Here is a 22,223-nt window from a genome sequence, read left to right on the forward strand (position 1 = left end):
TTCTCTCAGGTCCGACAATCAAGAGCAACTGCGATCTTGTGACAGCCGCGCGACGCGGCTTACAGTGACGACGCGAGTGACGTTTTCAGCAGAGTGAGCAGCGCCTGCACCGCCGCCGCGTTGCGCCGGCGTTCGGGGATCGCGGCCTTCACCCACAATTCCGGAATCGGAAAGTCGCGCAGCACCGGCTTGAGCGTGCCGTCGCGCAAGGCATCGGCGACGAGATAATGCGAGATCAGCGCGATGCCGTTGCCGGCGATGGCGCTGCGCGCCAGCACGTGTCCCTCGTTGGAGGAGAGCAGCGGGCTGACCTGGATGCTGATGCGGCCGCGCGGCCCGTCAAAAATCCATTCCGGTCCCGTCGGCAGAAAGCTGAGGCAGCGATGCTCGACGAGGTCGCGCGGATGCTTTGGCGTGCCGTGCTTCTTCAAGTAGGCGGGGGAAGCGCAGAGCAGCCGCTTCAGCGCGCAGAGCGGCTCGTCGACCACGCCGCCGAAGGAGTGCGGGAAGGCGCCGATGGCGATATCAAAGCCTTCGGTGACGGGATCGACCGGGCGGTCGATCAGCACGATCTCGAGCTTCAGTCGCGGATTCTGGGTCTGGAAGGCGCTGAAGGCGTCGGCGAGGCGCGCCACCGTCAGCGAGGTCGGCGCCTTGATGCGAAGGTGATCGACGAGATCGTGGCCCTTCTCGCCCATGCGCGACAGCAGGTCGGTGGCGTCTGTGACGACGCCACGCGCGCGATGCACATAGCGCTGGCCGGCGTCGGTCAGCCGCAATTGCCGGGTCGAGCGGTGAAACAGCGGCGTGCCGATCCGCGCCTCCAGCTGCGTGACGCGCTTGGCCACCACGGAGGTCGAGACATTGAGCTTTCGCGCGGCGGCAGAGAAGCCGGCCGCATCCGCGGTGGCGAGGAACGCCTGAAGGTTCACCAGGATGTCCATCTCTGACCTTTCGCGATTCGAGAAAGCTGATCGCGTAATTTGGTGGATTGTAGCCCGCCTCGCGTTAATTCATAGTCGGTCCCAAGCAAGGATTTTCAGGGATAGGACGCGCCATGCGGGCCACGACGATCGAAGAACCAGCGCGCCGGGTGCCGCTCTACGGCGAATATGAGGTGGTCGTGCTCGGCGGCGGTCCGGCCGGCATTATCGCGGCGGCGTCGGCAGCGCGGGCGGGGCGGAAGACGCTGCTGATCGAGCGCTACGGCTTCCTTGGCGGCATGGGCACCGCGGCCGGCGTCACCAATTTCTGCGGCCTGCACGGCAACGTCTACGGCCAGGCCCACCGGCTGGTGCAGGGCATGGCGTCCGAGCTCCTGGCGCGGATCGACCTGCTCAACGGCCTGAACACCCCGCATCTGATCCTCGGCAAGGTCTTTGCCCAGGCCTACGACACCGCGGCCTACAAGATCGCGGCCGACGACCTCCTTGCAAGTCACAAGGTCAATATCCTCTTCCATGCGCTCGGCGCCGGCGTGGTGATGGGCGATAACAGCCGTATCGACGCGCTGATGGTCGAGACCAAGGGCGGCCGGCAGGCGGTGCGCTCGGAGATCTTCATCGACTGCTCCGGTGACGGCGATCTCGCGGTCTGGGCCGGGGCGCCGTTCGAAGTCGGCGACGAACACGGCCATCCGCTCTACCCGTCGATGATGCTCCGCCTCAACAATATCGATCCGGAGAAGGCGGGCGAGGCCTGGCGCACCATCCCGCAGCTGATGGAAAGGGCGCTCGCCGCCGGCACCCACAGCTTCCCGCGGAAAAGTGCCATCGTGCGGCCGCAGAAATCCGGCATCGAATGGCGGGTGAATTTCACGCAGGTCGCGCGCGAGGATGGCCACGCCATCAACGGCATCGAGCCCGACGATCTCACCCGCGGTGAGATCGAGGGCCGCAGGCAGGCGCTCGCCGCGTTCGAATTCCTGCGCACGGTGCCGGGGTTTGAGAAGTCCTACATCGTGGACCTGCCGCCGCAGCTCGGCATCCGCGAGACCCGCCGCATCAAAGGCGGCTACCAGCTCAGCGGCGAGGACGTGCTCGGCTGTGCCTCGTTCGAGGATTCCATCGGCGTCAACGGCTGGCCGATCGAGGCTCACGTTCCCGGCGATGTGATCTTCACTTTTCCGCCAATCCCGGAATCGCGCGGCTATAACGAACTACCGTACCGGATGCTGGTGCCCGAGGGGGTCGACAATCTGCTGGTCGCCGGCCGCTGCGCCTCGATGACCCATGAGGGCCAGTCGGCCGCCCGCGTCTCGGGTGCCTGTTTCGTGATGGGGGAGGCCGCAGGTTCCGCCGCCGCGCTGGCGCTCTCCGGAAATCGGATCCCGCGTGACATCCCCATTGAAAAATTGCAGGAAACGTTGAAACAACAGGGCGCCTTCATCGGACGGGACCAGCCCGTGCCCGAAGGGCTTTGACGGGCTGCAAGAGAACGACCAAGACAACGACGGAGGAAACCGGATGATCGGGATTGCGCGGCTCGCGCTTGCGGGCCTGGTGGCGATCATGGCGATGGGCGCGGCGCAGGCTGAGGACGCGCTGAAGGCCAGGATCGGCGTGCTCCGCCTGTCCTCCTCCGCTCCGGTCTTCATCGCGCAGGACAAGGGCTATTTTCGCGAGGCCGGGCTCGACGTCGAGCTGAAGTTCTTCGACGCGGCGCAGCCGATCGCGGTCGCCACCACCTCGGGCGACGTCGATTTCGGCGTCACCGCGTTCACTGCCGGTCTCTACAATCTCGCCGGCAAGGGCGTGCTCAAGGTGATCGGCGGCATGAGCCGCGAAAAAGCCGGCTATCCCCTCATCGGCTATTTCGCCAGCAACAACGCTTACGCGGCCGGGCTGAAAACGCCGAAGGACCTCGCGGGCAAGCGCGTCGCGGTCACGCAGGTCGGATCATCCTTCCACTATTCGCTCGGGCTGCTCGCCGACAAATACGGCTTCAAGCTCGCCGACGTGAAGATCATCCCGCTGCAGTCGCTGTCCAATGCGACGGCCGCGCTGAAAGGCGAGACTGTCGATGCCGCGCTACTACCGATTTCTACCGCGCGAAAACTGATGGATGAGGGCGGCGCGAAGTTCCTGGGCTGGGTCGGGGACGAGACGCCCTGGCAGCTGGGCGCAGTGTTCGCCTCGCCGAAGACGCTGACCAACAAGGCGCTGGTGACCAAGCTGCTCGGCGCTTTGGCAAAGGCTGACCGCGAATACCACGACGTGATCCTCGCCGCGATGAAGGACGGCGTGGCGCCCGTCAACGAGCAGACCAAGCCGCTGCTGGAGATCATCGCGAAGTACACCAATCTGCCGGTCGAGCAGGTGGTCGGCAACTGCGCCTACATCGATCCCGACGGCAAGCTCGACGTCAAGAACGTCGACAACCAGATCAAATGGCTCCAGGAGCAGGGCTTTGCCGACAAGGGCTTTGATGCCAATGCGATCATTGCAAAGGACTATGTGAAGGCGGATTGATGCTTCCGTCATTCCGGGGCGATGCGAAGCATCGAACCCGGAATCTCGAGGTTCCCCGGTGCGCAATTGCGCACCTGAGGTCTGATCCTTCGGATCATCCCGGAACGACGGAGAACCGGATAGACGAGACAGCATGGACCTGATCGCCAACCACATCACCCACCGCTTCGGCGACCTCGCCGTGCTTGACGACGTCTCCTTCACCGTCGGTGCCGGCGAGGTGGTCGCGATCGTCGGTCCTTCCGGCTGCGGCAAGAGCACGCTGCTGTCGATCCTCGGCGGGCTGTTGCAGCCGACCTCCGGCGCGCCGGAGCTGCGCGGGGCGCCGCCGGCGGACAGTCTCAATCCGCTCACCTTCGTGTTCCAGGATTTTGCGTTGCTGCCCTGGGCGACGGTCGAGGAGAACGTTGAATTCCCGCTGCTGCACGCCCAGCTCTCGGCGGCGCAGCGCCGCGCGCTGGTCGAGGATGCGCTGCGCCGCACCGGCCTGACCGATTTTCGCAAGACCTATCCAAAGCAGCTCTCCGGCGGCATGCGCCAGCGCGTCGGGATTTCGCGGGCGCTGGCGGTCAGGCCTGCCATCCTGCTGATGGACGAGCCGCTCTCGGCGCTGGATTCGCAGACCCGCGAGTTGTTGATGGAGGACTTCGTCCGCCTGCTCGCCGACGGCGGCATGGGCGCGGTCTATGTCACGCACAATCTCGAAGAGGCGGCGCGGCTCGCCGACCGCATCGTGGTGCTGTCGCGCCGGCCCGGGCGGATCCGCGAGGTCGTCACCGTGCCGATGACGCGCGCCGAGCGCGGCGAAACCGCGGCGCGCGAAAAGCTGCTGTTGCTTCAGAACCAGATCTGGTCGCTGATCCGCCACGAGGCGATCGATGCCGAGCGCGAGGTCCAGCATGCTTGATCGCGCGCCGGTGGCGGAGACACCTGTCAAGAGCGAGGCGACCCGTCGCGTCCGCTTCCGCGGCGCCGGCTTCGTGCCCGCGTCGAGCCGCTTCGGCGGCTGGATCGCGCTCGCCCTCGTCATCGCGATCTGGCAGGCAGCCGGGAGCGCCGGTCTCGTCAATCCGCTGTTCCTGCCGGCGCCGTTAGCGATCGTGCGCGCGATCTACGAGCTGGCGATGTCAGGCGCGCTCTGGCAGCACCTCTCGGCCTCGCTGCTGCGCATCGGTGTCGGCTGGCTGCTGGGAACGGCGGCCGGCGTCGCCGTCGGCTTTGCCATTGGCCTGTCGCGGCTCGCGCGCAGCGTCGGCATCACCTTCATCTCGGCGCTGTTCCCGATCCCGAAGATCGCACTGCTGCCGCTGTTGATCCTCTGGCTCGGCATCGGCGAAGAGCCGAAGATCGCGACCATTGCGTTGGGTGTGTTCTTCTCGACCGCGATCTCGGTCTATAGCGGCGTCGATGCGGTGCCGCGCAACCTGATCCGCATGGCGCAGAGCTTCAACGTGCCCTTCGCCACCATTGTGCGCAAGGTGATCTGGCCGGGCGCGCTGCCGGCGATCCTCGCCGGCTTCCGCATCACTGCCTCGGTGGCGCTGCTGCTCGTCGTCAGCGCCGAGATGATCGGCGCGCAATACGGCATCGGCGCCTTCGTGCTCCAGGCCGGCAATCTGATGCAGACGGATCAGCTGCTCGCGGGCGTGGTGATCCTATCGGTGTTTGGCCTCGCGGTGGGCAAGGTGATCAATCTGCTGGAGACGCGGTTGCTGCACTGGCGGTAGCTGCGTTCGCAATGATGACGTAGACGAAGCCGCGCGCCACAACCTCCGTCGTCGTCCCGGCGAAGGCCGGGACCCATACCCACAGGGAGCGGTTTGGCGAAGACTGGTAGTTACCTTTGGTCGGTACGAATACCGCTGTTTCCCCGATAGATCACGCGGTATGGGTCCCGGCCTTCGCCGGGACGACACCGAATGTAAGGCTATAGCACCCCGCCTTAGGCATTCCCCCGATCCTCGCGAAACAGGTCGAGCTTCTGCTGCACGGGCCGATCCGAGAAGCTGAACAGCACGGCGTCGTCGTCGGCCTCGTGCGTCACCCAGTGCCAGCTCGGCACCACGAACAGATCGCGCGGGCCCCATTCGAAAACGGCATCGCCGATGCGGCTGCGGCCGCGGCCTTCGATCGGGCAGAACACCGTCGCATCGGTGGAGCGATATCGCGCAGTCTTGAACCCCTTCGGCAGCAACTGGATGAAGGTGCCGATGGTCGGCATCGCAAAGTCGCCGGTCTCGGGATTGCTGAACTTCAGCTTCAGCCCATGACAGGCGTCCCATTCCTGGCTCGCGCGAGCCTTCTCCAGCGCTTCACGGGTGTACGCATAGGGATAGCTGAAGATCGGCGAGGTCTTCGAGCTCCGCTTCACGTCGACCGGCAGCAGATTGTGGCCATAGCGCGCAAAGCTGTCGCCGGCGGGCTTCGTGATCCTCTGCTGGTCCTCCTTCGCGCCTTCCGCAAAGGAGCAGTCGAAGAACTGCACCAGCGGGATATCGAGGCCGTCGAGCCAGAACATCGGCTCGTCGGTCTCGTTGGAATGATCGTGCCAGGTCATCGACGGCGTGATGATGAAATCGCCGGGCTCCATCGCGGTGCGCTCACCGTCGACGGCGGTGTGGGCGCCCTTGCCTTCGAGCACGAAGCGCAGCGCCGACTGGCTGTGCCGATGCGCGGGAGCGACGTCTCCGGGCACCACCATCTGTACGCCGGCATAGAGCGAGGTCGTGATTTTTGATTGCCCGCGCAGGCCCGGGTTCTCCAGCACCAGCACGCGGCGCTCGGCCTCCTTGGCCGTGATCAGCTTGCCGGCTTCACGCATGTAGTCGCGGATGACGTCGAATTTCCAGAGGTGCGGCCGGCAGGCGCTCTTCGGCTCCGGCGTGATCAGATCGCCCATCACCGTCCACAGCGCGGTGAGATTTTCGCCGTCGATCTTCTTGTAGAACGCCTCGCGTTCCGGCGTCTTGGTCACGGCTTCCATGGTGCGGCTCCCGTCGTTTTGTTGATTGACAGTATACTGACGATCTAGGTAGCGTCAATGTGACGGACGGCATACAAGGTTGTCGTCATTCCGGGGCGACGCGCCAGCGTCGAGCCCGGAATCCATAACCACGATCGGGAGTATGGATTCCGGGCTCTCGCTTCGCGAGCCCCGGAATGACAGAAAACAAAAGGGAGGGTTTCGATGAAGCTGCACGGCTATTTCCGCTCCAGCGCCGCCTACCGGGTGCGGATCGCGCTGAATCTGAAGGGCCTCGGCGCCGAGCATCTGCCGCATCATCTTCGCAAGGGCGAGCAATGCGCGCCCGCCTATCTCGCCATCAATCCGCAAGGGCTGGTGCCGGCGCTGGAGAACGATGGCGGTGCGGTGCTGACCCAATCGGTCGCGATCATCGAATGGCTCGACGAGACGCACCCCAATCCACCGCTGCTGCCGAAGGATCCGCTGCGACGCGCCAAGGTGAGGGCATTTGCGCTGGCGATCGCCTGCGACACCCATCCGGTGCAGAACCTGAAGGTGCTGGCGCGGCTGCGCGAGCTCGGGCTTGCGGAGGAGAAGGTCCAGGACTGGGCCGCCTGGGTCAACCGCGAGGGACTGTCGGCGTGCGAAACGCTGATCAGGGACGAGCCGGGCCCGTTCTGCTTCGGCGATGCGCCGACGCTCGCCGATCTCTGCCTCGTGCCGCAGCTTGCCAACGCGCGCCGCTTCGGCGTCGACGTCTCGGCCTATCCGCGCCTGCTGAAGGCGGAGGCCGCCGCCAAGGCGCTGCCGGCGTTCGCCGATGCCGCACCGGAGAAGCAGCCCGATGCCGAGTAAGCCTCCTCCCCCGATCACGATGGACGCGGTCTATGCCGCGCCGGGCTATCTGTTCCGGCGCATGCAGCAGATCGCGGTCTCGATCTTCATGGAGGAGTGCAAGGCGTTCGATCTCACGCCGGTGCAGTATGGGGCGCTGATCGCGATCCACACCCATCCCGGCATCGATGCGACGCGGCTGTCGGCGGTGATCGCGTTCGACCGCTCCACCCTCGGCAGCGTGATCGAACGGCTTCAGGCCAAGGACTATATCGAGCGCAAGCCCGCGCCCGAGGACAAGCGGATCAAGCTGCTCTACCTGACCAAATCAGGCGCCGCGATCCTGCGCGAGATCATCCCCGCCGTCGAACGCGCCCAGGCGCGCATGCTGGAGCCGCTGAAACCCGCCGACCGCAAGGCGCTGATGGGGCTTCTGGTGCAGCTCGTCGATCTCAACAACGAAGTCTCGCGCGTGCCGCTGCGGGCCGAGGACGCGCTGGAGCATCTGGGGAAGGGCGGGTGAACGAGTGAGTAAGACGCTGATGTTGCAACAATAGCGGTGTCATTCCCCGCGAAGGCGGGGAATCCAGTACGCCGCGGATTCTCCGTATTCCTCACCGTCCCGGCGTACTGGATCGCCCGCTTTCGCGGGCGATGACAGCGAGAGTGTGGTTGCGTGCTGCGTCCCTAACAGTGCCTGGCCTCACATCCGCAGCAACGCCTGCCGGTCGATCTTCCCCGTCCCCGTCTTCGGCAGTTCGTCGATGAAGATCACCTCGCGCGGATATTTGTAGGGCAAGAGCTTGCCCTTCACGTAATCCTGTAGCCGCCGCGTCGCTTCGCCTTGGTCGACGGCACGGCTGTTCATCACCACCACCGCCTTCAGCGTCATGCGACGGTCCGGCAGCTCGGCGGCGAACACCGCGCATTCGCGGATGTCGGGGTGATCGGCGAGGCAGAGCTCGACCTCGAGCGGATAGACCCACTGGCCCGAGATCTTGATGAGATCGTCGGCGCGGCCGCGGAAGAAGTGGAAGCCGTCGGCATCGCGGACGAAGCGGTCGCCGGTGTAGATCCACCCGCCCTCGCGGATGGTCTCGGCGGACTTGTCCGGCCGATTCCAGTACAGTGGCGTGTTGGAATCGCCGCGCACCCACAAGATGCCTTCCTCTCCGTCGCCGACCTCGCTTCCGTCCTTGTCGCGCAGCGTGACCTCGTAGCCGGACACGCGCAGGCCCGCGGCGCCGAGCTTCTTCCGTTCGGGACGGTTGGAGAGATAGATGTGCAGCACCTCGGTCGAGCCGAGGCCTTCGACGATTTCGAGCCCCGTGAGCGCCTTCCAGCCGTTGAAGACTTCGGCCGAGAGCACTTCGGCTGCGGAGAGCGCCATGCGCAGCGACGAGAAGTTCGTCTGTTGTGCGCCCTCGGCCTTGGTCAGCGAGGTGTAAAGCGTCGGCAGGCCGAAGAAGACGGTCGGCCTGTATTGCTCGATCGCCGCGAAGATCGTCGCCGGCTTCGGCTGTCCCGGCAGCAGCAGCGTCGCCGCGCCGACCGAGAACGGGAAGGTGACGGAGTTGCCGAACCCGTAGGCAAAGAAGATCTTCGGCACCGAGAAGCAGATGTCGTCAGGCGTCAGCTTCAACACATTCTGCGCGAAGGCCAGCTCGCTATAGGTCATGTCGTGCTGGAGGTGCACTATGCCCTTGGGCCGGCCGGTCGAGCCGGACGAGTACATCCAGAACGCCATCTCGTTGCGATGGGTGTTCGCTTCCGCAAGCTCCGCCGGGAATTGCGCAAGCCAGCTTGCCGCCATGACCGCCGCAGGCGCAGCATGCTCGCCCATTTCGCCATTGACGACGATCAGCGAGCGCAGGTCTGTGTCCTTGCACGCCTCCGCATTGAAGCGCGCGCAGAATTCGGACTCGGCCACCGCGACGGTCGCGCCGGAATCGGCGAGATAGAATTGCAACAGATCCGGCGGCGTCAGCGTGTTGATCAGGAGCGGCACGAAGCCGGCACGCACGGCGCCGAAGAAGGCGGCGGGATAAGCCGGCGTATCGTCGAGGAACAGCAGCACGCGATCGCCACGCTTGAGGCCGAGCGAGATGAAGCCGTTGCCCCAGCGGCAAGCCTCCGCGCAGAGCTCGGCATATGTGCGCGTGCCCGCCGGACCAATCAGCGCGAGCTTGTCGCCATATCCCTTGCCGAGATTGTCGAACAGCACGCGGCTGGCGTTGTAGATTTCCGGAACGGCAAAGCCGATCTCGCGTGCGCCCGCGCTGTCCGCGGGCACCTGGTCGCAAATCTCGCTGCTCATGCGGTAGCCTCACTGGCCGCATCCCCACCGTTCTTGGCGGCCTCGTAACGCGCCATGAAGGCCGGCGACATCGCCCGCAGCCGGGAATCGTCGATGCGGCCGGAGCGGGTGATGTAGCTGTAGGCAAAATCCATCAGGTCGAGCTGCATGTGCTGGGCAAAGTTCTCGTACCAGGAGGCGCTGGTTCGTGCGGCGTCGACGAGCTTCTGCACGACCGGTTTGCGCGCGGCCTGGTAGCGAAGCAATGCGGTGTTCAGATGCGCATCGGATTCCAGCGCCTTGACCAGCGCGATCGCGTCCTCGATCGCGAGCCGCGTGCCGGAGCCGATCGAGAAATGCGCCGAGTGCAGCGCGTCGCCGATCAGCACCATATTCTTGAACGACCAGTGCTCGTTCCAGACCCAGGGAAAATTGCGCCACACCGATTTGTTGGAGACGAGGCAGTGGCCGCCGAGCGTGTCGGCGAACACCTCCTCGCAGACGCCCTTGGACTGTTCGACGTCCTTGTAGGCGAAGCCATAGGCCTGCCAGGTGGCGTGGTCGCACTCGACCAGGAAGGTGCTCATGGTCGGCGAATAGCGGTAGTGATGGGCGTTGAAGGCGCCGCGGTCGGTCTTCACAAAAGTCTGTGACAGCGTGTCGAAGCGCTTCGAGGTGCCGTACCAGACGAACTTGTTGGAGGAGTAGGACAGCGAGGTGCCGAAATCGCCCTCGTAAGCGCGGCGCACCAGCGAGTTCAAGCCGTCGGCGGCGACGATCAGATCGTGGCCGTTGAGCTGGTCGATCCCGTGAATTTGCGTGTCGAAGCGCGGCGTGACCCCGACATCGAGCGCGCGCTGCTGAAGGAACTGCAAGAGCTCGAGCCGCCCGATCGAGGAGAAGCCGACCCCGTCGATGGCGACGCTGCCGCCCTGCAGGTTGAGCGTGATGTTCTCCCAGCTCTCCATATGCGGCGCGATCGCATCGACCGTCTCGGGGTCGTCGGCGCGCAGGAACTCCAGGGCCTGGTCGGAGAACACCACGCCAAAGCCCCAGGTCGCGTCGGCCGGGTTCTGTTCGAACAGGTCGACTTGATCCTCGGGATGACGCTTCTTCCAGAGATAGGCGAAGTAGAGCCCGCCGGGCCCCCCGCCAATCACGGCGATCCGCAACGTCTGCCTCCCTAATTGACAGTATACTTACTATCTAGGGGTAGACTAATGTGCTCCGGCCTCCCGCGCCAGCAGAATTATCGGCCAAGCACGGCGCGCCAAAGCTCGCTTCCGGACCTGCGTCTTGCGCGCGTCCGAAACCGTCAGGAGCGAACCATAGCCAAAGCGCGCCCTCTTGGCCACCCGGCGATCAGACGCAACGCTTCACGTAGACCCCGTCCACCAGCACCCTGGTACAGCGGACCACCGGAACCGGCTTGCGGACCACGACGGCCGCGTTCGGCCCGGCGCAGCCGGCGCGATAGACGCCGCGGGCGCACACCACCGCGTTGGCGTCGGTGGCCTCGAACGTCATGGTCGCCCCGAAGGCGAGGAGTGCAGAAGCAACCAGCAGCAATGAACGCATGTTGTCCTCCCGGTCTTGTCGTGATCGAAATCGATATCCGCAAAGGTTGATCGCGGCAGGCGTGCGAGAATTCATTCGCGCATGCCGCCGATCGGTGTCGTGTACTCCGGCGCGTCGCCGTGCGCTGCCTTATCGCGCCGCGAACGGTGCCAGCACGTCCTTGCACGCGGGCGACAGCGATGCGGCATTGCTGGCGATGCATTGCACGATGCGGCCGCCGCCGGGCGCGACGCCGGCGCACAGCGTGCGGATGTCGGCGCCGCAGGCCGATCGGACGATGAACAGCTCTTCGCGCGGCCGCAGCGGGCGCAGAACGATCACGGCTGGCGCGGCCGCCGGTGCTGCCGCCGCCGCAGGGGCTGCGCCCGCAGGCGCTGCCGTTGCTGCCGCGCCGCCGCCGGCCGCGGCGCTCAGGGCCTTCTCGCAGGCGGGCGAAACCCTTGCCTTGTTCTTCTCAAGGCATTCGAGCGCGGGCGCACCGCCCGGCGGCACGCTGGCGCAGACCTTGGGATAGTCGGCGCGGCACGCGCTCTTGACCGCGGCGACCTGCGCGCTGCTCGGTTGCTTGGCGGCAGCTGCCTTCGGCGCTGGTGCGGCGGCGGGCTTTTCGGCGGGCGCCGATTCAGCCTTCGGCGCCGCAGGCGCCGTTTCCGTCTTGGACTCGGTCTTGGGCGCAGCTTCGGTCTTTGGTGCGGCCGGCGCGGCTTCGGTCTTCGGAGCCGCAGCGGGCTCGACCGCGCGAACCGCGGTCTGGCACCCAGGTGACAGGCTCGACATGTTCTTCGCCAGACATTGATACGCTTCCACGCCGCCGGGCGTGACGCTCGAGCAGTGCGCCATGAAGTCCGAGCGGCATGCGGACCGGATCGCGCTCTTCTGCGCGTCGGTCGGCGCTTGCGCGACCGCGCCTGTTGCAGTTGCGAAGAGCGCGGCCGCGAGCAACGCCGTGCGCGTTGATGCATGTTTCAACGTGTTGAACATCTGAGTGAATTCCCGCCCTGTCGGTAGCGCCGACGATTTTCAAATGTGATTCAAGCGCAATCGTCGCGAGTGATGCCTCGCGCGCGGTATCTTTGGATGCTTTGGCCTCTACCGCAAGTGGATAATGCCGGCGCAATTGCGACGTAACTAGAGCATGATCCGGACCCGAAGGGCCGCGTCAGCGCAAAGTGTGCAGCGGTTATCCCTCGCGACAGACGCGGAACGCGTTTGCGCGGAGATCATGCTCAAGCAATACGTCGTCAGAGCTTGACCATGCGCTTGCCGCGGTTCTCGCCCGCGAGCAATCCGATCAGCGCTTTCGGCGTGTTCTCCAATCCGTCGATGATGTCCTCCTGCACCTTCAGCTTGCCGGATTTGACCCAGCCCTGGAGCTCGGCGAGCGCGCGCTGGCTGTCCTTCATGTAGTCCATCACGATGAAGCCCTGCATGACGAGCCGCTTCACCACGATCAGGCCGGGTACGCCGCGCGGACCGTGCGCGGCAGGCGCACCGTCATATTGCGAGATCGCGCCGCAGCAGGCGATGCGGCCGTAATTGTTCATCTGCGGCAGGCAGGCTTCCAGAATGTCGCCGCCGACATTGTCGAAATAGACGTCGATGCCCTTTGGCGCGGCCGCGCGCAGGGCCTTGAACACCGCGCCGTCCTTGTAGTCGACGGCGGCATCGAAGCCGAGCTCGGAGGTCAGCCAGTTGCACTTGTCGGCGCCGCCGGCGATGCCGATGACGCGACATCCCTTGATCTTGGCGATCTGCCCGACGACCGAGCCGACCGAGCCGGCCGCCGCGGAGACCACGACGGTCTCGCCCTCTTTGGGCTTGCCGACCTCCAGCAGGCCGAAATAGGCGGTGAGGCCGGCGATGCCGAACACGCTGAGCAGATGCGTCATCGGTTCCAGCTTCGGCATCTTGGTGAGATGCTTTGCCGGCACCGCGGCAAACTCCTGCCAGCCGGTGTCGCCGAACACGATGTCGCCGGCAGCCAACCCCGGCGCCTTCGAGCTGACGACCTCGGCGATGCCGCCGCCGGCCATCACGCTGTTCGCTTCGACGGCTGAACGATAGGTCGCGCCATGCATCCAGGCGCGGTTGGCGGCGTCGAGCGAGATGTAACGCACGCGCAGCAAAGCCTCGCCGTCCTTCGGCTCCGGCATCGCGCCGTCGACCATCTTGAAATGTTCAGGGCCGAGCTTGCCGCTGGGTTTTTCGACCAGAAGAATCTGGCGATTGATGCTGCCGCTCATGGCGTTTCCCTCTCCGTTTGTTTGACGATTATTGATGCAGCTGCCGCAAAGAAAACGTGCAGGCGCATTCGTTGTGCGCTGCATGAAGGCTAGATCGCGGGGGGCCGTTTCACAACGGGAACATCCGGCCAACGCGGCCACCCGGCAAGCGAGTTGCGCAGCCGCCATATCTGCGACATCATGAAGCGCCGGTGTACGTGGGGGTAAGCAATGTCGAACAGGTTTACGCAATACATCTTGGGCGCGATGGTGCTGGGCATCATCATGGGCTCGGCGATCTACAACTTCCTGCCCGATACGCGCGCCGACTGGGCCTCGTCCATCAACCTGATCGCCATGATGTTCCTGCGCCTGATCAAGATGATCATCGCGCCGCTGGTGTTTGCGACCCTGGTCGGCGGCATCGCCCATATGGGCTCGGGCGCCAAGCTCGGCCGCATCTTCGCCAAGACCATGGGGTGGTTCATCAGCGCCTCCTTCGTCTCGCTGATGCTCGGCCTGATCATGGTCAATCTGCTTCAGCCCGGCGCCAACTTCCCCGGCACGCTGCCTGCGGCAGGCCAATCGACCGGCCTGCCGGTCTCGGCCTTCTCGATCGAGAAATTCCTGACCCATCTGATCCCGACCTCGATCGCGGACGCGATGGCGCAGAACGAGATCCTCCAGATCGTGATCTTCGCCGTGTTCTTCTCGGTGGCGATGGGCGCGATGCCGGAGCGCTCCAAGCCGATCCTGGCGCTGATCGACGATATCGGCCACATCATGCTCAAGGTGACGAGCTATGTGATGCTGTTCGCGCCGCTCGCGGTGTGGGCCGCCATCACGGCGACGGTGGCCAAGAACGGCCTGCTGGTGCTCTGGAAGCTCGTCGTGTTCATGGGCGGCTTCTATCTCTCGCTGGCGCTCCTGTGGACGATCCTGGTGATCGTGGGCTTCATCGTGATCGGGCCGCGCTACAGCCACCTGCTGAAGCTGATCCGCGAGCCGCTGATGATCGCGTTCTCGACCGCGAGCTCGGAAGCGGCCTATCCGAAGACGCTGGAGGGCCTCAACCGCTTCGGCGCCTCGTCGCGGATCTCGAGCTTCGTGCTGCCGCTCGGTTATTCCTTCAACCTCGACGGCACGATGATGTACTGCACCTTCGCGAGCATCTTCATCGCGCAGAGCTACCACATCGACATGCCGCTCGGCACGCAGCTCGCGATGCTGGCGACGCTGATGATCACCTCGAAGGGCGTCGCCGGCGTGCCGCGCGCCTCCCTCGTCGTGATCGCCTCGACGCTGGCGCAGTTCAACATCCCCGAGGCCGGCCTGCTCATGATCATGGGCATCGACACCTTCCTCGACATGGGCCGCAGCGCGACCAACGTGATCGGCAACACGCTCGCGACCTCGGTCGTCGCGAAGTGGGAAGGCGAGCTTGGGCCGGAGCATGCGATGGGACCGGGCGACGCCGTTCCTGATGACATGGTGCCGGGCGAAGTGCCCGCCATGGCCGGCCATGGTTAGGAGCACACCATGGGCCAGACACTGACAAGGTCAGTGATCGGCGGCTGCCTCTGGCTCGCGGCATCGTTGCTCGCGACCACAGCACTCGCCCAGACCGGGAGCGAAGGGCTCAGCCCGACGCTGTCGGCCATCAAGAAGGCGCATGTCGTGCGGCTCGGCTATCGCGAGAGCTCGCCGCCGTTCTCCTTCCTCGACCAGTCGGGCCGCCCGATCGGCTACAGCCTCGAACTCTGCGAGGCCATCGTCGAGGAGATCGGCGTCGAGGTCGACGATCCCAATCTCAAGATCGACTACGTCAAGGTCACCTCGGACGACCGCATCGAAGCGGTGCTCCAGAACAAGATCGACCTGGAGTGCGGCTCGACCACGGCCAATGCCGAGCGCGCCAAGCGCGTCGCGTTCTCCCCCTTGATGTTCGTCGCCGGTACCAAGCTGATGGTGCCGAAGGCGTCCAGCGTCCAGTCGCTGGCCGACCTGAAGGGCAAGACCATCGTGGTGACGAAGGGCACCACCAATGAGCAGGCGATCCAGGCGGCCGACAAGAAATCCTCGCTGGGGCTGACCATCGCCGTCGGCGCCGATCACGAGCAATCGTTCCAGATGCTCGCGGACGGCAAGGCGGATGCGTTCGCGACCGACGACATCCTGCTCTCCGGCCTGATCGCGCGCCACAAGGCGCAGGACAAGTACCGCGTCACCGGCGACTATCTGTCCTACGACCCCTACGGCATCATGTTCAGGAAAGGCGAGCCGCAATTGTCGGCCGTGGTCGAGCGCACCTTCCGCAAGCTCGGCTCCAACCGCGACCTCGTCCCGCTCTACAACAAATGGTTCACTGCCAGGCTTCCGACCGGCGAACGGCTCAACGTGCCGATCTCGCTGCAACTCGAGGAAGCCTTCAAGGCGATGGACGATTCGGCGAGCGCGAATAATTAGTGATCGCGCCGTGCCGCAGGCTCGCTGCCTTCCCTTCTCCCCTTGTGGGAGAAGGTGGCGCGAAGCGCCGGATGAGGGGTTGTCTCCGCAAATTCAGACGCAAGAGTTTCACGCGCGGAGAGAGACCCCTCACCCGTCTCACCGCTACGCGGTGAGCCACCCTCTCCCACAAGGGGAGAGGGCGCAGCGAGCTCGCGGCTGCTATCTCTTCCCAAACACCCGGTCCAGCGCCGCGTCATACGTCGCCTGCACCAGCTCCGGATGGAGCTTCGCCAGCGCCTCCATCATCACGCCGGAATTGATCTCGAGCACGCGCCAGGCGCCATCCACGCGCACCACGTCGATCGAGGCGAAGGCGATGCCGATGGCGTTGGCGGCGTCGACGGCGAGCTTCACGCATGCCGCGCGCACCTCGCCATTCTCCATCAGGACCGGCCGCGCGCCGGCGTCGAGATTGTGCCGCCAGTTCAGGATGCGCCGCTTGCCGTTCGGGACGACCGCATTCACCTCGCGCGCTTCGAGCTCGCGGAGCTGCCCGTCGTGTCCCGCCGCGATCGCGAGCTCGCGCAACGTATGCTCCCCGTCGCCGACGACCGACGGCCGGTCCTTGCGGTAGACGATCATCGGCTTGCGATCGAGCAGGATCACGCGGACCTCCTCCTCGATCTCGACATAAGGCGCGATCACGAGGCCGAGGCCCGACGAAAAAACCTCGCAGACGGCGCGATCGAGCTCGGCAGCGCTCGTCACCTTGAACACCGCGCGTCCGGACGTGCCCTCGTTCGGCTTCACCACCACGCCTTGCGGGTGCTGCGCAAGCAGCGCCAGCATCGCTTCACGCCAACCAGGGCCGGCGACATGCGCGCCCATGCTCGGGTTGAGGAAGAGATGATGAGGAATGCAGGGCACGGCTTCAAGCGACAGCGCCTCGGCGGTCGCCGATTTGTCGTTGGCGAGGCGATGCGCGATGGCGCTGTTGAGGCCGATGTCGTAGCCGAAGGCGAAGTGGCGCGCCTCGCCCCGGCGCATCGCGATCAGCCAGCCACCGGCGCGGATGTCGACGGCAATGCCATGTCGGGCGCAATAGCGCCTGATCGCCTGGACGAAGATGCGTTCGCTGCTGGCCATGGGTCTCAATCATTCCTGTCGCCAAAAGCCGCAAAAATGCGGGCATCGGCGCCAAGCCGGGGTGAAGATCAGAGCTATTCTTAATGAAATTCTCGCGAGCGCGACGGAAATTAAGTGCTGCCATCGAGCCCGAAAGGGAAAAGAAATTGCCCTCTGTGCGCGCCGCGCAGCAGATTCATTAATGATGCGGCCAATTCCACCGCAAGTGCCGGTTTGATCGGCATCAATTGCATCCGAAACGAGGTTGATTATTGGTCTCAATGGCGTAGATCACACACGCGAAATCCTCCGCCATGGCAATGGTGTCCGCCCCGCTTTCAGGGCCGGGCAGCGCTTTTGCCCTAAAACCGCAATTATTCGGAATATCGAAAATCATGAGCGCGTTTTACCGAGAGAAGGTTCTTTCCGTCCAGCACTGGACCGACACGCTGTTCAGCTTCCGCGCCACGCGCGATACGGGCTTCCGCTTCCAGAACGGCCAGTTCGCGATGATCGGCCTCGAGGTCGACGGCCGTCCGCTGCTGCGCGCCTACAGCATGGCGAGCGCCAACCACGAGGAAGAGCTCGAGTTCTTCTCGATCAAGGTTCAGGACGGCCCGCTCACCTCGCGCCTCCAGAAGATCAAGGAGGGCGACACCATCCTGGTCGGCCGCAAGGCGACCGGCACGCTGATCACCGACAACCTCATCCCGGGCAAGCGGCTGATGCTGCTCTCGACCGGTACAGGCCTCGCGCCGTTCGCGAGCCTGATCAAGGACCCCGACGTCTACGAGCAGTTCGAGACCATCGTGTTGGTGCATGGCTGCCGCCAGGTCTCCGAGCTCGCTTACGGCGAGAAGCTCGTCGCCAATCTGCGCGAGGACGAGCTGTTCGGCGAGCTGCTCGCGGACAAGCTGGTCTATTATCCGACCGTGACCCGCGAGCCGTTCCGCAATCGGGGCCGCATCACCGACCTCATCAGCTCCGAGCAGATCTTCAACGACATCGGACAGGGCCCGCTCGACATCGCAACCGACCGCATCATGATGTGCGGCAGCCCGGCGATGCTGGAAGAGCTGAAGGTGATGTTCGAAGGCCGCGACTTCATCGAGGGAAGCGGCAACAAGCCGGGCCATTTCGTGATCGAGAAGGCGTTCGTCGAGCGGTAAGCACCGCTCGTTTATCCTCTCGGTGTCGTCCTGGCGAAAGCCAGGACCCATACCCACCGAGTCAAGTTTGGCGAAGGCTGGTCGTTGTCAGTCTTCGCGCAACCCCGTTTAGGGGTAATGGGTCCTGGCTTTCGCCAGGACGACGGCGGTGGGTAAAGCACCTGGCCCGGCCGCCCCACTATTCCCATCCCCACTCCCTCTGCTGCACTGCAAAAGCCTAACCTCTCGGCGGATTGATCTGCGGCGGCGGAATTCGCTAGCCTGAAACAAGGGCCGCGTCATATCCGTATGACAGGCGCGGGCGTATCGTACCGCCTCAAGCTGGCGAGAGGATGGGAATCGCGGCCGACGAAAATAGCAAAGCGCCAAAATCGAAGCGTGGGCCGTTGGAAGAGGGGGCCATGGAAACCCTGCTGATGCCATTCTCGCCGCGCTTCATAGTGCTGACGATCTGCGCGGTCGTCACCGCGCTCCTGATCGGCTTCGGCATCGCCGACCGCAAGATCTTCGACATCCTGCTGATCCCGATCCTGATCTTCGGCGCCCTGACGCTGCTCGGCGTCCGCGACCTGCTCCAGAAGAGCCATGCGGTGCTGCGCAACTACCCGATCTCGGCGCATATCCGCTTCCTGCTCGAAGAGATACGCCCCGAGATGCGGCAGTATTTCTTCGAGAGCGAGAAGGACGGCATGCCGTTCTCGCGCGACACCCGCGCGGTGGTCTATCAGCGCGCCAAGATGCAGCTCGACAAGCGTCCGTTCGGCACCCAGGAGGACGTCTACCGCGAGGGCTATGAGTGGATGCATCACTCGGTGTCGCCGAAGGCGCATGCCGAGGAGAAGTTTCGCGTCGTCGTCGGCGGACCGGACTGCAAGAAGCCCTACTCGGCCTCGGTGTTCAACATCTCGGCGATGAGCTTTGGCGCGCTCAGCCCGAACGCGGTGCGTGCGCTCAATGCCGGCGCGAAGAAGGGCGGCTTTGCCCATGACACCGGCGAGGGCGGCTTCAGCCCCTATCACGCAGAGATGGGCGGCGACATCATCTGGGAGATTGGCTCCGGCTATTTCGGCTGCCGCCATCTCGACGGCTCGTTCGATCCCGAAGCGTTCGCGCGCGTCGCCGGCCAGGACCAGATCAAGATGGTCGAGCTCAAGATCAGCCAGGGTGCCAAGCCCGGCCATGGCGGCGTGCTGCCAGCGGCGAAGGTCTCGGAGGAGATTTCCAAGATCCGCGGTGTGTCCATGGGCGAGGACTGCATCTCGCCGGCCTCGCACCGCGCCTTCTCGACGCCCGTTGGCATGATGCAGTTCATCGCTGAGATGCGCCGCCTCTCCGGTGGCAAGCCGGCCGGCTTCAAGCTGTGCATCGGTCATCCCTGGGAATTCCTGGCGATCTGCAAGGCGATGCTGGAGACCGGCATCTATCCCGATTTCATCGTCGTCGACGGCAACGAGGGCGGCACTGGTGCGGCGCCGCTCGAGTTCATGGACCATCTCGGCATGCCGATGCGCGAGGGCGTCAATTTCGTGCACAACGCGCTGATCGGCATCAATGCGCGCGACCGCATCAAGCTCGGCGCCTCCGGCAAGATCGCCACCGCGTTCGACATGGCGCGGGCGATGGCGATCGGCGCCGACTGGTGCAATTCGGCGCGCGGCTTCATGTTCTCGCTCGGCTGCATCCAGTCGCTGAGCTGCCACACCGACCGCTGCCCGACCGGTGTCGCGACGCAGGACCCGACGCGGGCGCGCGCGCTCTACGTGCCGCTCAAGATCGACCGCGTGCACAATTACCACCATGCCACGCTGCATTCGCTGACCGAGCTGATCGCCGCGGCCGGCCTCGAACATCCCCAGCAGCTGCGCCCGATCCACTTCAGTCAACGGAGGTCGACGACCCAGGTGCAATCTTTCGCACAGCTCTATCCGGCGCTGCGGCCGGGCGAACTGCTCGAAGGCACGGAGGACCCGCGCTTCTGCGACGCCTGGCGGATGGCGCGGGCGGAGACGTTCCAGCCGGCGCTGTGAGGCGCCGGGCCACGGCATGATGCGGCCCGCGCGAGGCCATGAAATTGTCGCGAGCAGAGCGGGGGCTTAACGTCTGATTCAACTTTGGGTATAGTTCATCCCATGGACGAGCGACGCAACAAAGCCAGGCATCGCGTGCTGAAGGCCGGAACGATCGAGTTCGGTGGCGGCGCGATCGACTGCACTGTCCGCAATTTCTCGGACACCGGCGCAGCCCTCGACGTTACCAGCCCGGTCGGCATTCCCGAACACTTCACCCTGCTCATCCAGGCCGACGGAAAGCATCTGGCGTGCACCGTGGTCTGGCGCAAGGAAAAGCGGATCGGTGTGAGGTTCGGGTAGGCGCCTGCATCTGGCATGAGCGCGAGCCACAATCTCAGCTGTCGTCCCGGACAAGCGTCAGCGCAGATCCGGGACCCATACCGCGTGATCGATCGATTGCGGTTGGTGGTAGTACCGAACACCCAGTCTTCGCCAAACGGCTTCCTGGGAGTATGGGTCCCGGATCGGCGCGCGCTTGAGGCGCGCTTGTTCGGGACGACGAGTGGAGATTGGCGCGACAGCATGCGTCACTTCACGCAAGCGCGCACTCACGCCGCCGCCTGCTCACCCCGACGGCTCGCCAGAATCTTGTCGATCCTTCTTCCGTCGAGATCGACCACCTCGATGTGCCAGCCGCCGAGGTCGAAGGCGTCGCCGACATTGGGCAGCACGTTGAAGTGTTGCAGCACGAGGCCCGCCACGGTGTAGAAGCGGTGGTGCGGCGGCAGCTCGATGCCGAGCAGCTCGCAGAATTCGTCGACCGGCATCCAGCCGGCGACCAGCAGCGAATCGTCTGCGCGCTTGACATAGGCCGGCTCCGGCGGGCCTTCCTCGGAATGGAACGCGCCGACGATCGATTCCAGAATGTCGGCCGCGGTGACCACGCCTTCGAAGGCGCCGTACTCGTCATAGACGAAACCGACATGGACCGGAGCGGCCCTCAGGATCGCGAGCACGTCGCGGGCATCCGCCGAGGCGGGAATGCTTGGCGCTTCGCGAACAAGCGCCCGCAGATCGGGCGTGCGTTCGCTCATGAACGCGACCAGCAGGTCCTTGGCCTGGAGCACGCCGATCGGCTTGTCGCGTTCGCCGTCCGAGGCCGGAAAGCGCGAATGCGGGCTCTTGGCGATGATCTGCTGAATGGCTTCCGGTGCGTCGTTCAGGTCGATCTCGTCGACCTCCGTGCGCGGCGTCATGACGGCGCCGACCGGCCGGTCGCCGAGCCGCATCACGCCGGCGATCATCTCCTTCTCGCCGGGCTCGAGCACGCCGGCATTTTCGGCTTCGCTGACGAGATGATGGATCTCGTCCTCCGAGACCTTCTCCTCGGCCTTGCCGCCGCGGCCGAGCAGCGTGAGGATCAGCTTGCCGGAGAGATCGAGCAGGAAGACGAGCGGCAGCGAGATCCGCGCCAGAACATGCATCGCGGGCGCGACCTTGACCGCGATGCTCTCGGGGTCGCGCAGCGCCACCTGCTTCGGCACCAGCTCGCCGACGATCAGTGTGGCGTAGGTGATGAGCGTGACGACGATGCCGACGCCGACGATGTCGGCGATGCCGGCGGACAGGCCGAGCTCGACCAGCCATTGCGCCAGCCGTTGCCCGAGCGTCGCGCCGGAGAATGCACCCGAGAGCACGCCGACCAGCGTGATGCCGATCTGCACTGTCGAGAGGAATTTGCCGGGATCGGCCGCCAGCGTCAGCGCGCGGTCGGCGCCGCGCACGCCCTTGGCGGCGAGCAGCGAGAGGCGGGCCGGACGGGACGAGACCACGGCCAGCTCGGACATGGAGAGCAGGCCGTTGATGACGATCAGGACGACGACGATGACGAGTTCGACCGAGAGCATTGATGTTCCGGAGGTATGCGAGTGCGGCCGGATGGCGGCGCAAGCATTGATATAGGTGTTTTGCGAGGAGAATGCCGGCAATTCTGTCGCATCTGGCACCACGGGGAACCCGGCGATGACAGCTTTCCGGCGACCCGCGCGGCGCAAGGCACTCCGCTGAACTACGGGCCGTTGCTTAACGGGCCCTTAGTGGCCGCCAG

Annotated in this window: 21 protein-coding genes; 11 read left to right on the forward strand and 10 right to left on the reverse strand. The window is 64.9% G+C overall.

The genetic code is table 11. From position 1 onward, the window contains the following. Window positions 1-59: 59 nt before the first annotated feature. The gene (locus tag ACFLEY_RS03225; RefSeq protein WP_028175123.1) at window positions 60-944 is read right to left on the reverse strand and encodes a LysR family transcriptional regulator; all 885 of its coding nucleotides are present in this window, start codon (window positions 942-944) and stop codon (window positions 60-62) included. A 113-nt stretch (window positions 945-1,057) separates the two neighbouring features. On the opposite strand from ACFLEY_RS03225, the gene ACFLEY_RS03230 reads away from it, so the two are divergent. From ACFLEY_RS03230 to ACFLEY_RS03245, 4 genes are all read left to right on the forward strand, one after another. Next, the gene (locus tag ACFLEY_RS03230; RefSeq protein WP_060909979.1) at window positions 1,058-2,422 is read left to right on the forward strand and encodes an FAD-dependent oxidoreductase; all 1,365 of its coding nucleotides are present in this window, start codon (window positions 1,058-1,060) and stop codon (window positions 2,420-2,422) included. Window positions 2,423-2,465: 43 nt separating this feature from the next. Further along, window positions 2,466-3,470: an ABC transporter substrate-binding protein gene (locus ACFLEY_RS03235; protein WP_060909980.1), complete on the forward strand. Its 1,005-nt coding sequence runs from the start codon at window positions 2,466-2,468 to the stop codon at window positions 3,468-3,470. Between the two features lie 133 nt (window positions 3,471-3,603). Next, window positions 3,604-4,377 (forward strand): ABC transporter ATP-binding protein, encoded by a 774-nt coding sequence (locus ACFLEY_RS03240; protein WP_060909981.1) that lies wholly within the window; start codon window positions 3,604-3,606, stop codon window positions 4,375-4,377. Then, window positions 4,370-5,197 carry an ABC transporter permease gene (locus ACFLEY_RS03245; protein WP_028175120.1) on the forward strand — a complete coding sequence of 276 codons (828 nt, stop codon included), beginning with the start codon at window positions 4,370-4,372 and terminating at the stop codon, window positions 5,195-5,197. The genes ACFLEY_RS03240 and ACFLEY_RS03245 overlap by 8 nt, the downstream gene beginning before the upstream one ends. Window positions 5,198-5,412: 215 nt before the next feature. On the opposite strand, the gene gtdA is transcribed toward ACFLEY_RS03245, so the two are convergent. Then, a complete protein-coding gene (gene gtdA / locus ACFLEY_RS03250) occupies window positions 5,413-6,453 on the reverse strand; it encodes a gentisate 1,2-dioxygenase (protein WP_060909982.1) in 1,041 nt (346 codons plus the stop codon). 204 nt (window positions 6,454-6,657) lie between these two features. On the opposite strand from gtdA, the gene maiA reads away from it, so the two are divergent. Continuing rightward, window positions 6,658-7,290 carry a maleylacetoacetate isomerase gene (maiA, locus tag ACFLEY_RS03255; RefSeq protein ID WP_011082941.1) on the forward strand — a complete coding sequence of 211 codons (633 nt, stop codon included), beginning with the start codon at window positions 6,658-6,660 and terminating at the stop codon, window positions 7,288-7,290. Continuing rightward, a complete protein-coding gene (locus ACFLEY_RS03260; protein WP_028175118.1) occupies window positions 7,280-7,792 on the forward strand; it encodes a MarR family winged helix-turn-helix transcriptional regulator in 513 nt (170 codons plus the stop codon). The genes maiA and ACFLEY_RS03260 overlap by 11 nt, the downstream gene beginning before the upstream one ends. 180 nt (window positions 7,793-7,972) lie before the next feature. Here the strand turns inward: ACFLEY_RS03260 and ACFLEY_RS03265 are convergent, their stop codons facing one another. From ACFLEY_RS03265 to ACFLEY_RS03285, 5 genes are all read right to left on the reverse strand, one after another. Then, window positions 7,973-9,586 (reverse strand): benzoate-CoA ligase family protein, encoded by a 1,614-nt coding sequence (locus tag ACFLEY_RS03265; RefSeq protein ID WP_060909983.1) that lies wholly within the window; start codon window positions 9,584-9,586, stop codon window positions 7,973-7,975. Then, window positions 9,583-10,737: an FAD-dependent monooxygenase gene (locus tag ACFLEY_RS03270; protein WP_028175116.1), complete on the reverse strand. Its 1,155-nt coding sequence runs from the start codon at window positions 10,735-10,737 to the stop codon at window positions 9,583-9,585. Before ACFLEY_RS03270 ends, ACFLEY_RS03265 begins: the two co-directional genes overlap by 4 nt. 190 nt (window positions 10,738-10,927) lie before the next feature. Next, window positions 10,928-11,143: a hypothetical protein gene (locus tag ACFLEY_RS03275; RefSeq protein WP_038966627.1), complete on the reverse strand. Its 216-nt coding sequence runs from the start codon at window positions 11,141-11,143 to the stop codon at window positions 10,928-10,930. A gap of 129 nt (window positions 11,144-11,272) precedes the next feature. Further along, entirely contained in the window at window positions 11,273-12,124 is an 852-nt protein-coding gene (locus ACFLEY_RS03280) for a cysteine rich repeat-containing protein (protein WP_060909984.1), read from the reverse strand. 260 nt (window positions 12,125-12,384) lie between these two features. Then, window positions 12,385-13,386 (reverse strand): NADP-dependent oxidoreductase, encoded by a 1,002-nt coding sequence (locus tag ACFLEY_RS03285; RefSeq protein WP_060909985.1) that lies wholly within the window; start codon window positions 13,384-13,386, stop codon window positions 12,385-12,387. Window positions 13,387-13,596: 210 nt separating this feature from the next. Here ACFLEY_RS03285 and ACFLEY_RS03290 point away from each other — a divergent pair, with 210 nt between their 5' ends. Next, the gene (locus ACFLEY_RS03290) at window positions 13,597-14,895 is read left to right on the forward strand and encodes a dicarboxylate/amino acid:cation symporter (RefSeq protein ID WP_011082935.1); all 1,299 of its coding nucleotides are present in this window, start codon (window positions 13,597-13,599) and stop codon (window positions 14,893-14,895) included. A 9-nt stretch (window positions 14,896-14,904) separates the two neighbouring features. After that, window positions 14,905-15,831, forward strand: coding sequence for an amino acid ABC transporter substrate-binding protein (locus ACFLEY_RS03295; protein WP_161532559.1), 927 nt, complete (start codon window positions 14,905-14,907; stop codon window positions 15,829-15,831). A 201-nt stretch (window positions 15,832-16,032) separates the two neighbouring features. Here ACFLEY_RS03295 and ACFLEY_RS03300 read toward each other — a convergent pair whose 3' ends face one another. Together ACFLEY_RS03300 and ACFLEY_RS03305 are read right to left on the reverse strand one after the other, a co-directional pair. Then, a complete protein-coding gene (locus tag ACFLEY_RS03300) occupies window positions 16,033-16,959 on the reverse strand; it encodes a RimK family alpha-L-glutamate ligase (RefSeq protein WP_060909987.1) in 927 nt (308 codons plus the stop codon). A 223-nt stretch (window positions 16,960-17,182) separates the two neighbouring features. Continuing rightward, window positions 17,183-17,335 carry a hypothetical protein gene (locus tag ACFLEY_RS03305; protein ID WP_156149860.1) on the reverse strand — a complete coding sequence of 51 codons (153 nt, stop codon included), beginning with the start codon at window positions 17,333-17,335 and terminating at the stop codon, window positions 17,183-17,185. Between ACFLEY_RS03305 and ACFLEY_RS03310 the strand changes: the two genes are divergently transcribed. The 3 genes from ACFLEY_RS03310 to ACFLEY_RS03320 all read left to right on the forward strand — a co-directional run bounded on the left by ACFLEY_RS03310 (window position 17,334) and on the right by ACFLEY_RS03320 (window position 20,476). Next, on the forward strand, window positions 17,334-18,107 hold the full coding sequence (locus tag ACFLEY_RS03310) for a ferredoxin--NADP reductase (RefSeq protein WP_028175111.1): 774 nt from the start codon (window positions 17,334-17,336) through the stop codon (window positions 18,105-18,107). The genes ACFLEY_RS03305 and ACFLEY_RS03310 overlap by 2 nt on opposite strands. A 401-nt stretch (window positions 18,108-18,508) precedes the next feature. Next, window positions 18,509-20,134 (forward strand): FMN-binding glutamate synthase family protein, encoded by a 1,626-nt coding sequence (locus tag ACFLEY_RS03315; protein ID WP_060909988.1) that lies wholly within the window; start codon window positions 18,509-18,511, stop codon window positions 20,132-20,134. Between the two features lie 102 nt (window positions 20,135-20,236). After that, window positions 20,237-20,476 carry a PilZ domain-containing protein gene (locus ACFLEY_RS03320; protein WP_011082930.1) on the forward strand — a complete coding sequence of 80 codons (240 nt, stop codon included), beginning with the start codon at window positions 20,237-20,239 and terminating at the stop codon, window positions 20,474-20,476. Between the two features lie 248 nt (window positions 20,477-20,724). On the opposite strand, the gene ACFLEY_RS03325 is transcribed toward ACFLEY_RS03320, so the two are convergent. Next, a complete protein-coding gene (locus tag ACFLEY_RS03325) occupies window positions 20,725-22,023 on the reverse strand; it encodes a hemolysin family protein (protein WP_028175109.1) in 1,299 nt (432 codons plus the stop codon). Window positions 22,024-22,223 lie beyond the last annotated feature (200 nt).

Source organism: Bradyrhizobium sp. YCK136 (genome assembly GCF_044570075.1).
In the GTDB taxonomy this organism is placed as follows: Bacteria; Pseudomonadota; Alphaproteobacteria; order Rhizobiales; family Xanthobacteraceae; genus Bradyrhizobium; species Bradyrhizobium diazoefficiens.

Excerpts from the sequence above, each read along its gene's own strand:
- ACFLEY_RS03240 (WP_060909981.1), top strand. The coding sequence starts at position 3,604 with ATGGACCTGATCGCCAACCACATCACCCACCGCTTCGGCGACCTCGCC.
- ACFLEY_RS03275 (WP_038966627.1), bottom strand. The coding sequence starts at position 11,143 with ATGCGTTCATTGCTGCTGGTTGCTTCTGCACTCCTCGCCTTCGGGGCG.
- ACFLEY_RS03295 (WP_161532559.1), top strand. The coding sequence starts at position 14,905 with ATGGGCCAGACACTGACAAGGTCAGTGATCGGCGGCTGCCTCTGGCTC.
- ACFLEY_RS03310 (WP_028175111.1), top strand. The coding sequence starts at position 17,334 with ATGAGCGCGTTTTACCGAGAGAAGGTTCTTTCCGTCCAGCACTGGACC.
- gtdA (WP_060909982.1), bottom strand. The coding sequence starts at position 6,453 with ATGGAAGCCGTGACCAAGACGCCGGAACGCGAGGCGTTCTACAAGAAG.
- ACFLEY_RS03230 (WP_060909979.1), top strand. The coding sequence starts at position 1,058 with ATGCGGGCCACGACGATCGAAGAACCAGCGCGCCGGGTGCCGCTCTAC.
- ACFLEY_RS03290 (WP_011082935.1), top strand. The coding sequence starts at position 13,597 with ATGTCGAACAGGTTTACGCAATACATCTTGGGCGCGATGGTGCTGGGC.
- ACFLEY_RS03315 (WP_060909988.1), top strand. The coding sequence starts at position 18,509 with ATGGAAACCCTGCTGATGCCATTCTCGCCGCGCTTCATAGTGCTGACG.
- ACFLEY_RS03325 (WP_028175109.1), bottom strand. The coding sequence starts at position 22,023 with ATGCTCTCGGTCGAACTCGTCATCGTCGTCGTCCTGATCGTCATCAAC.
- ACFLEY_RS03305 (WP_156149860.1), bottom strand. The coding sequence starts at position 17,335 with ATGATTTTCGATATTCCGAATAATTGCGGTTTTAGGGCAAAAGCGCTG.
- ACFLEY_RS03320 (WP_011082930.1), top strand. The coding sequence starts at position 20,237 with ATGGACGAGCGACGCAACAAAGCCAGGCATCGCGTGCTGAAGGCCGGA.
- ACFLEY_RS03300 (WP_060909987.1), bottom strand. The coding sequence starts at position 16,959 with ATGGCCAGCAGCGAACGCATCTTCGTCCAGGCGATCAGGCGCTATTGC.
- ACFLEY_RS03265 (WP_060909983.1), bottom strand. The coding sequence starts at position 9,586 with ATGAGCAGCGAGATTTGCGACCAGGTGCCCGCGGACAGCGCGGGCGCA.
- ACFLEY_RS03225 (WP_028175123.1), bottom strand. The coding sequence starts at position 944 with ATGGACATCCTGGTGAACCTTCAGGCGTTCCTCGCCACCGCGGATGCG.
- maiA (WP_011082941.1), top strand. The coding sequence starts at position 6,658 with ATGAAGCTGCACGGCTATTTCCGCTCCAGCGCCGCCTACCGGGTGCGG.
- ACFLEY_RS03285 (WP_060909985.1), bottom strand. The coding sequence starts at position 13,386 with ATGAGCGGCAGCATCAATCGCCAGATTCTTCTGGTCGAAAAACCCAGC.
- ACFLEY_RS03280 (WP_060909984.1), bottom strand. The coding sequence starts at position 12,124 with ATGTTCAACACGTTGAAACATGCATCAACGCGCACGGCGTTGCTCGCG.
- ACFLEY_RS03235 (WP_060909980.1), top strand. The coding sequence starts at position 2,466 with ATGATCGGGATTGCGCGGCTCGCGCTTGCGGGCCTGGTGGCGATCATG.
- ACFLEY_RS03260 (WP_028175118.1), top strand. The coding sequence starts at position 7,280 with ATGCCGAGTAAGCCTCCTCCCCCGATCACGATGGACGCGGTCTATGCC.
- ACFLEY_RS03245 (WP_028175120.1), top strand. The coding sequence starts at position 4,370 with ATGCTTGATCGCGCGCCGGTGGCGGAGACACCTGTCAAGAGCGAGGCG.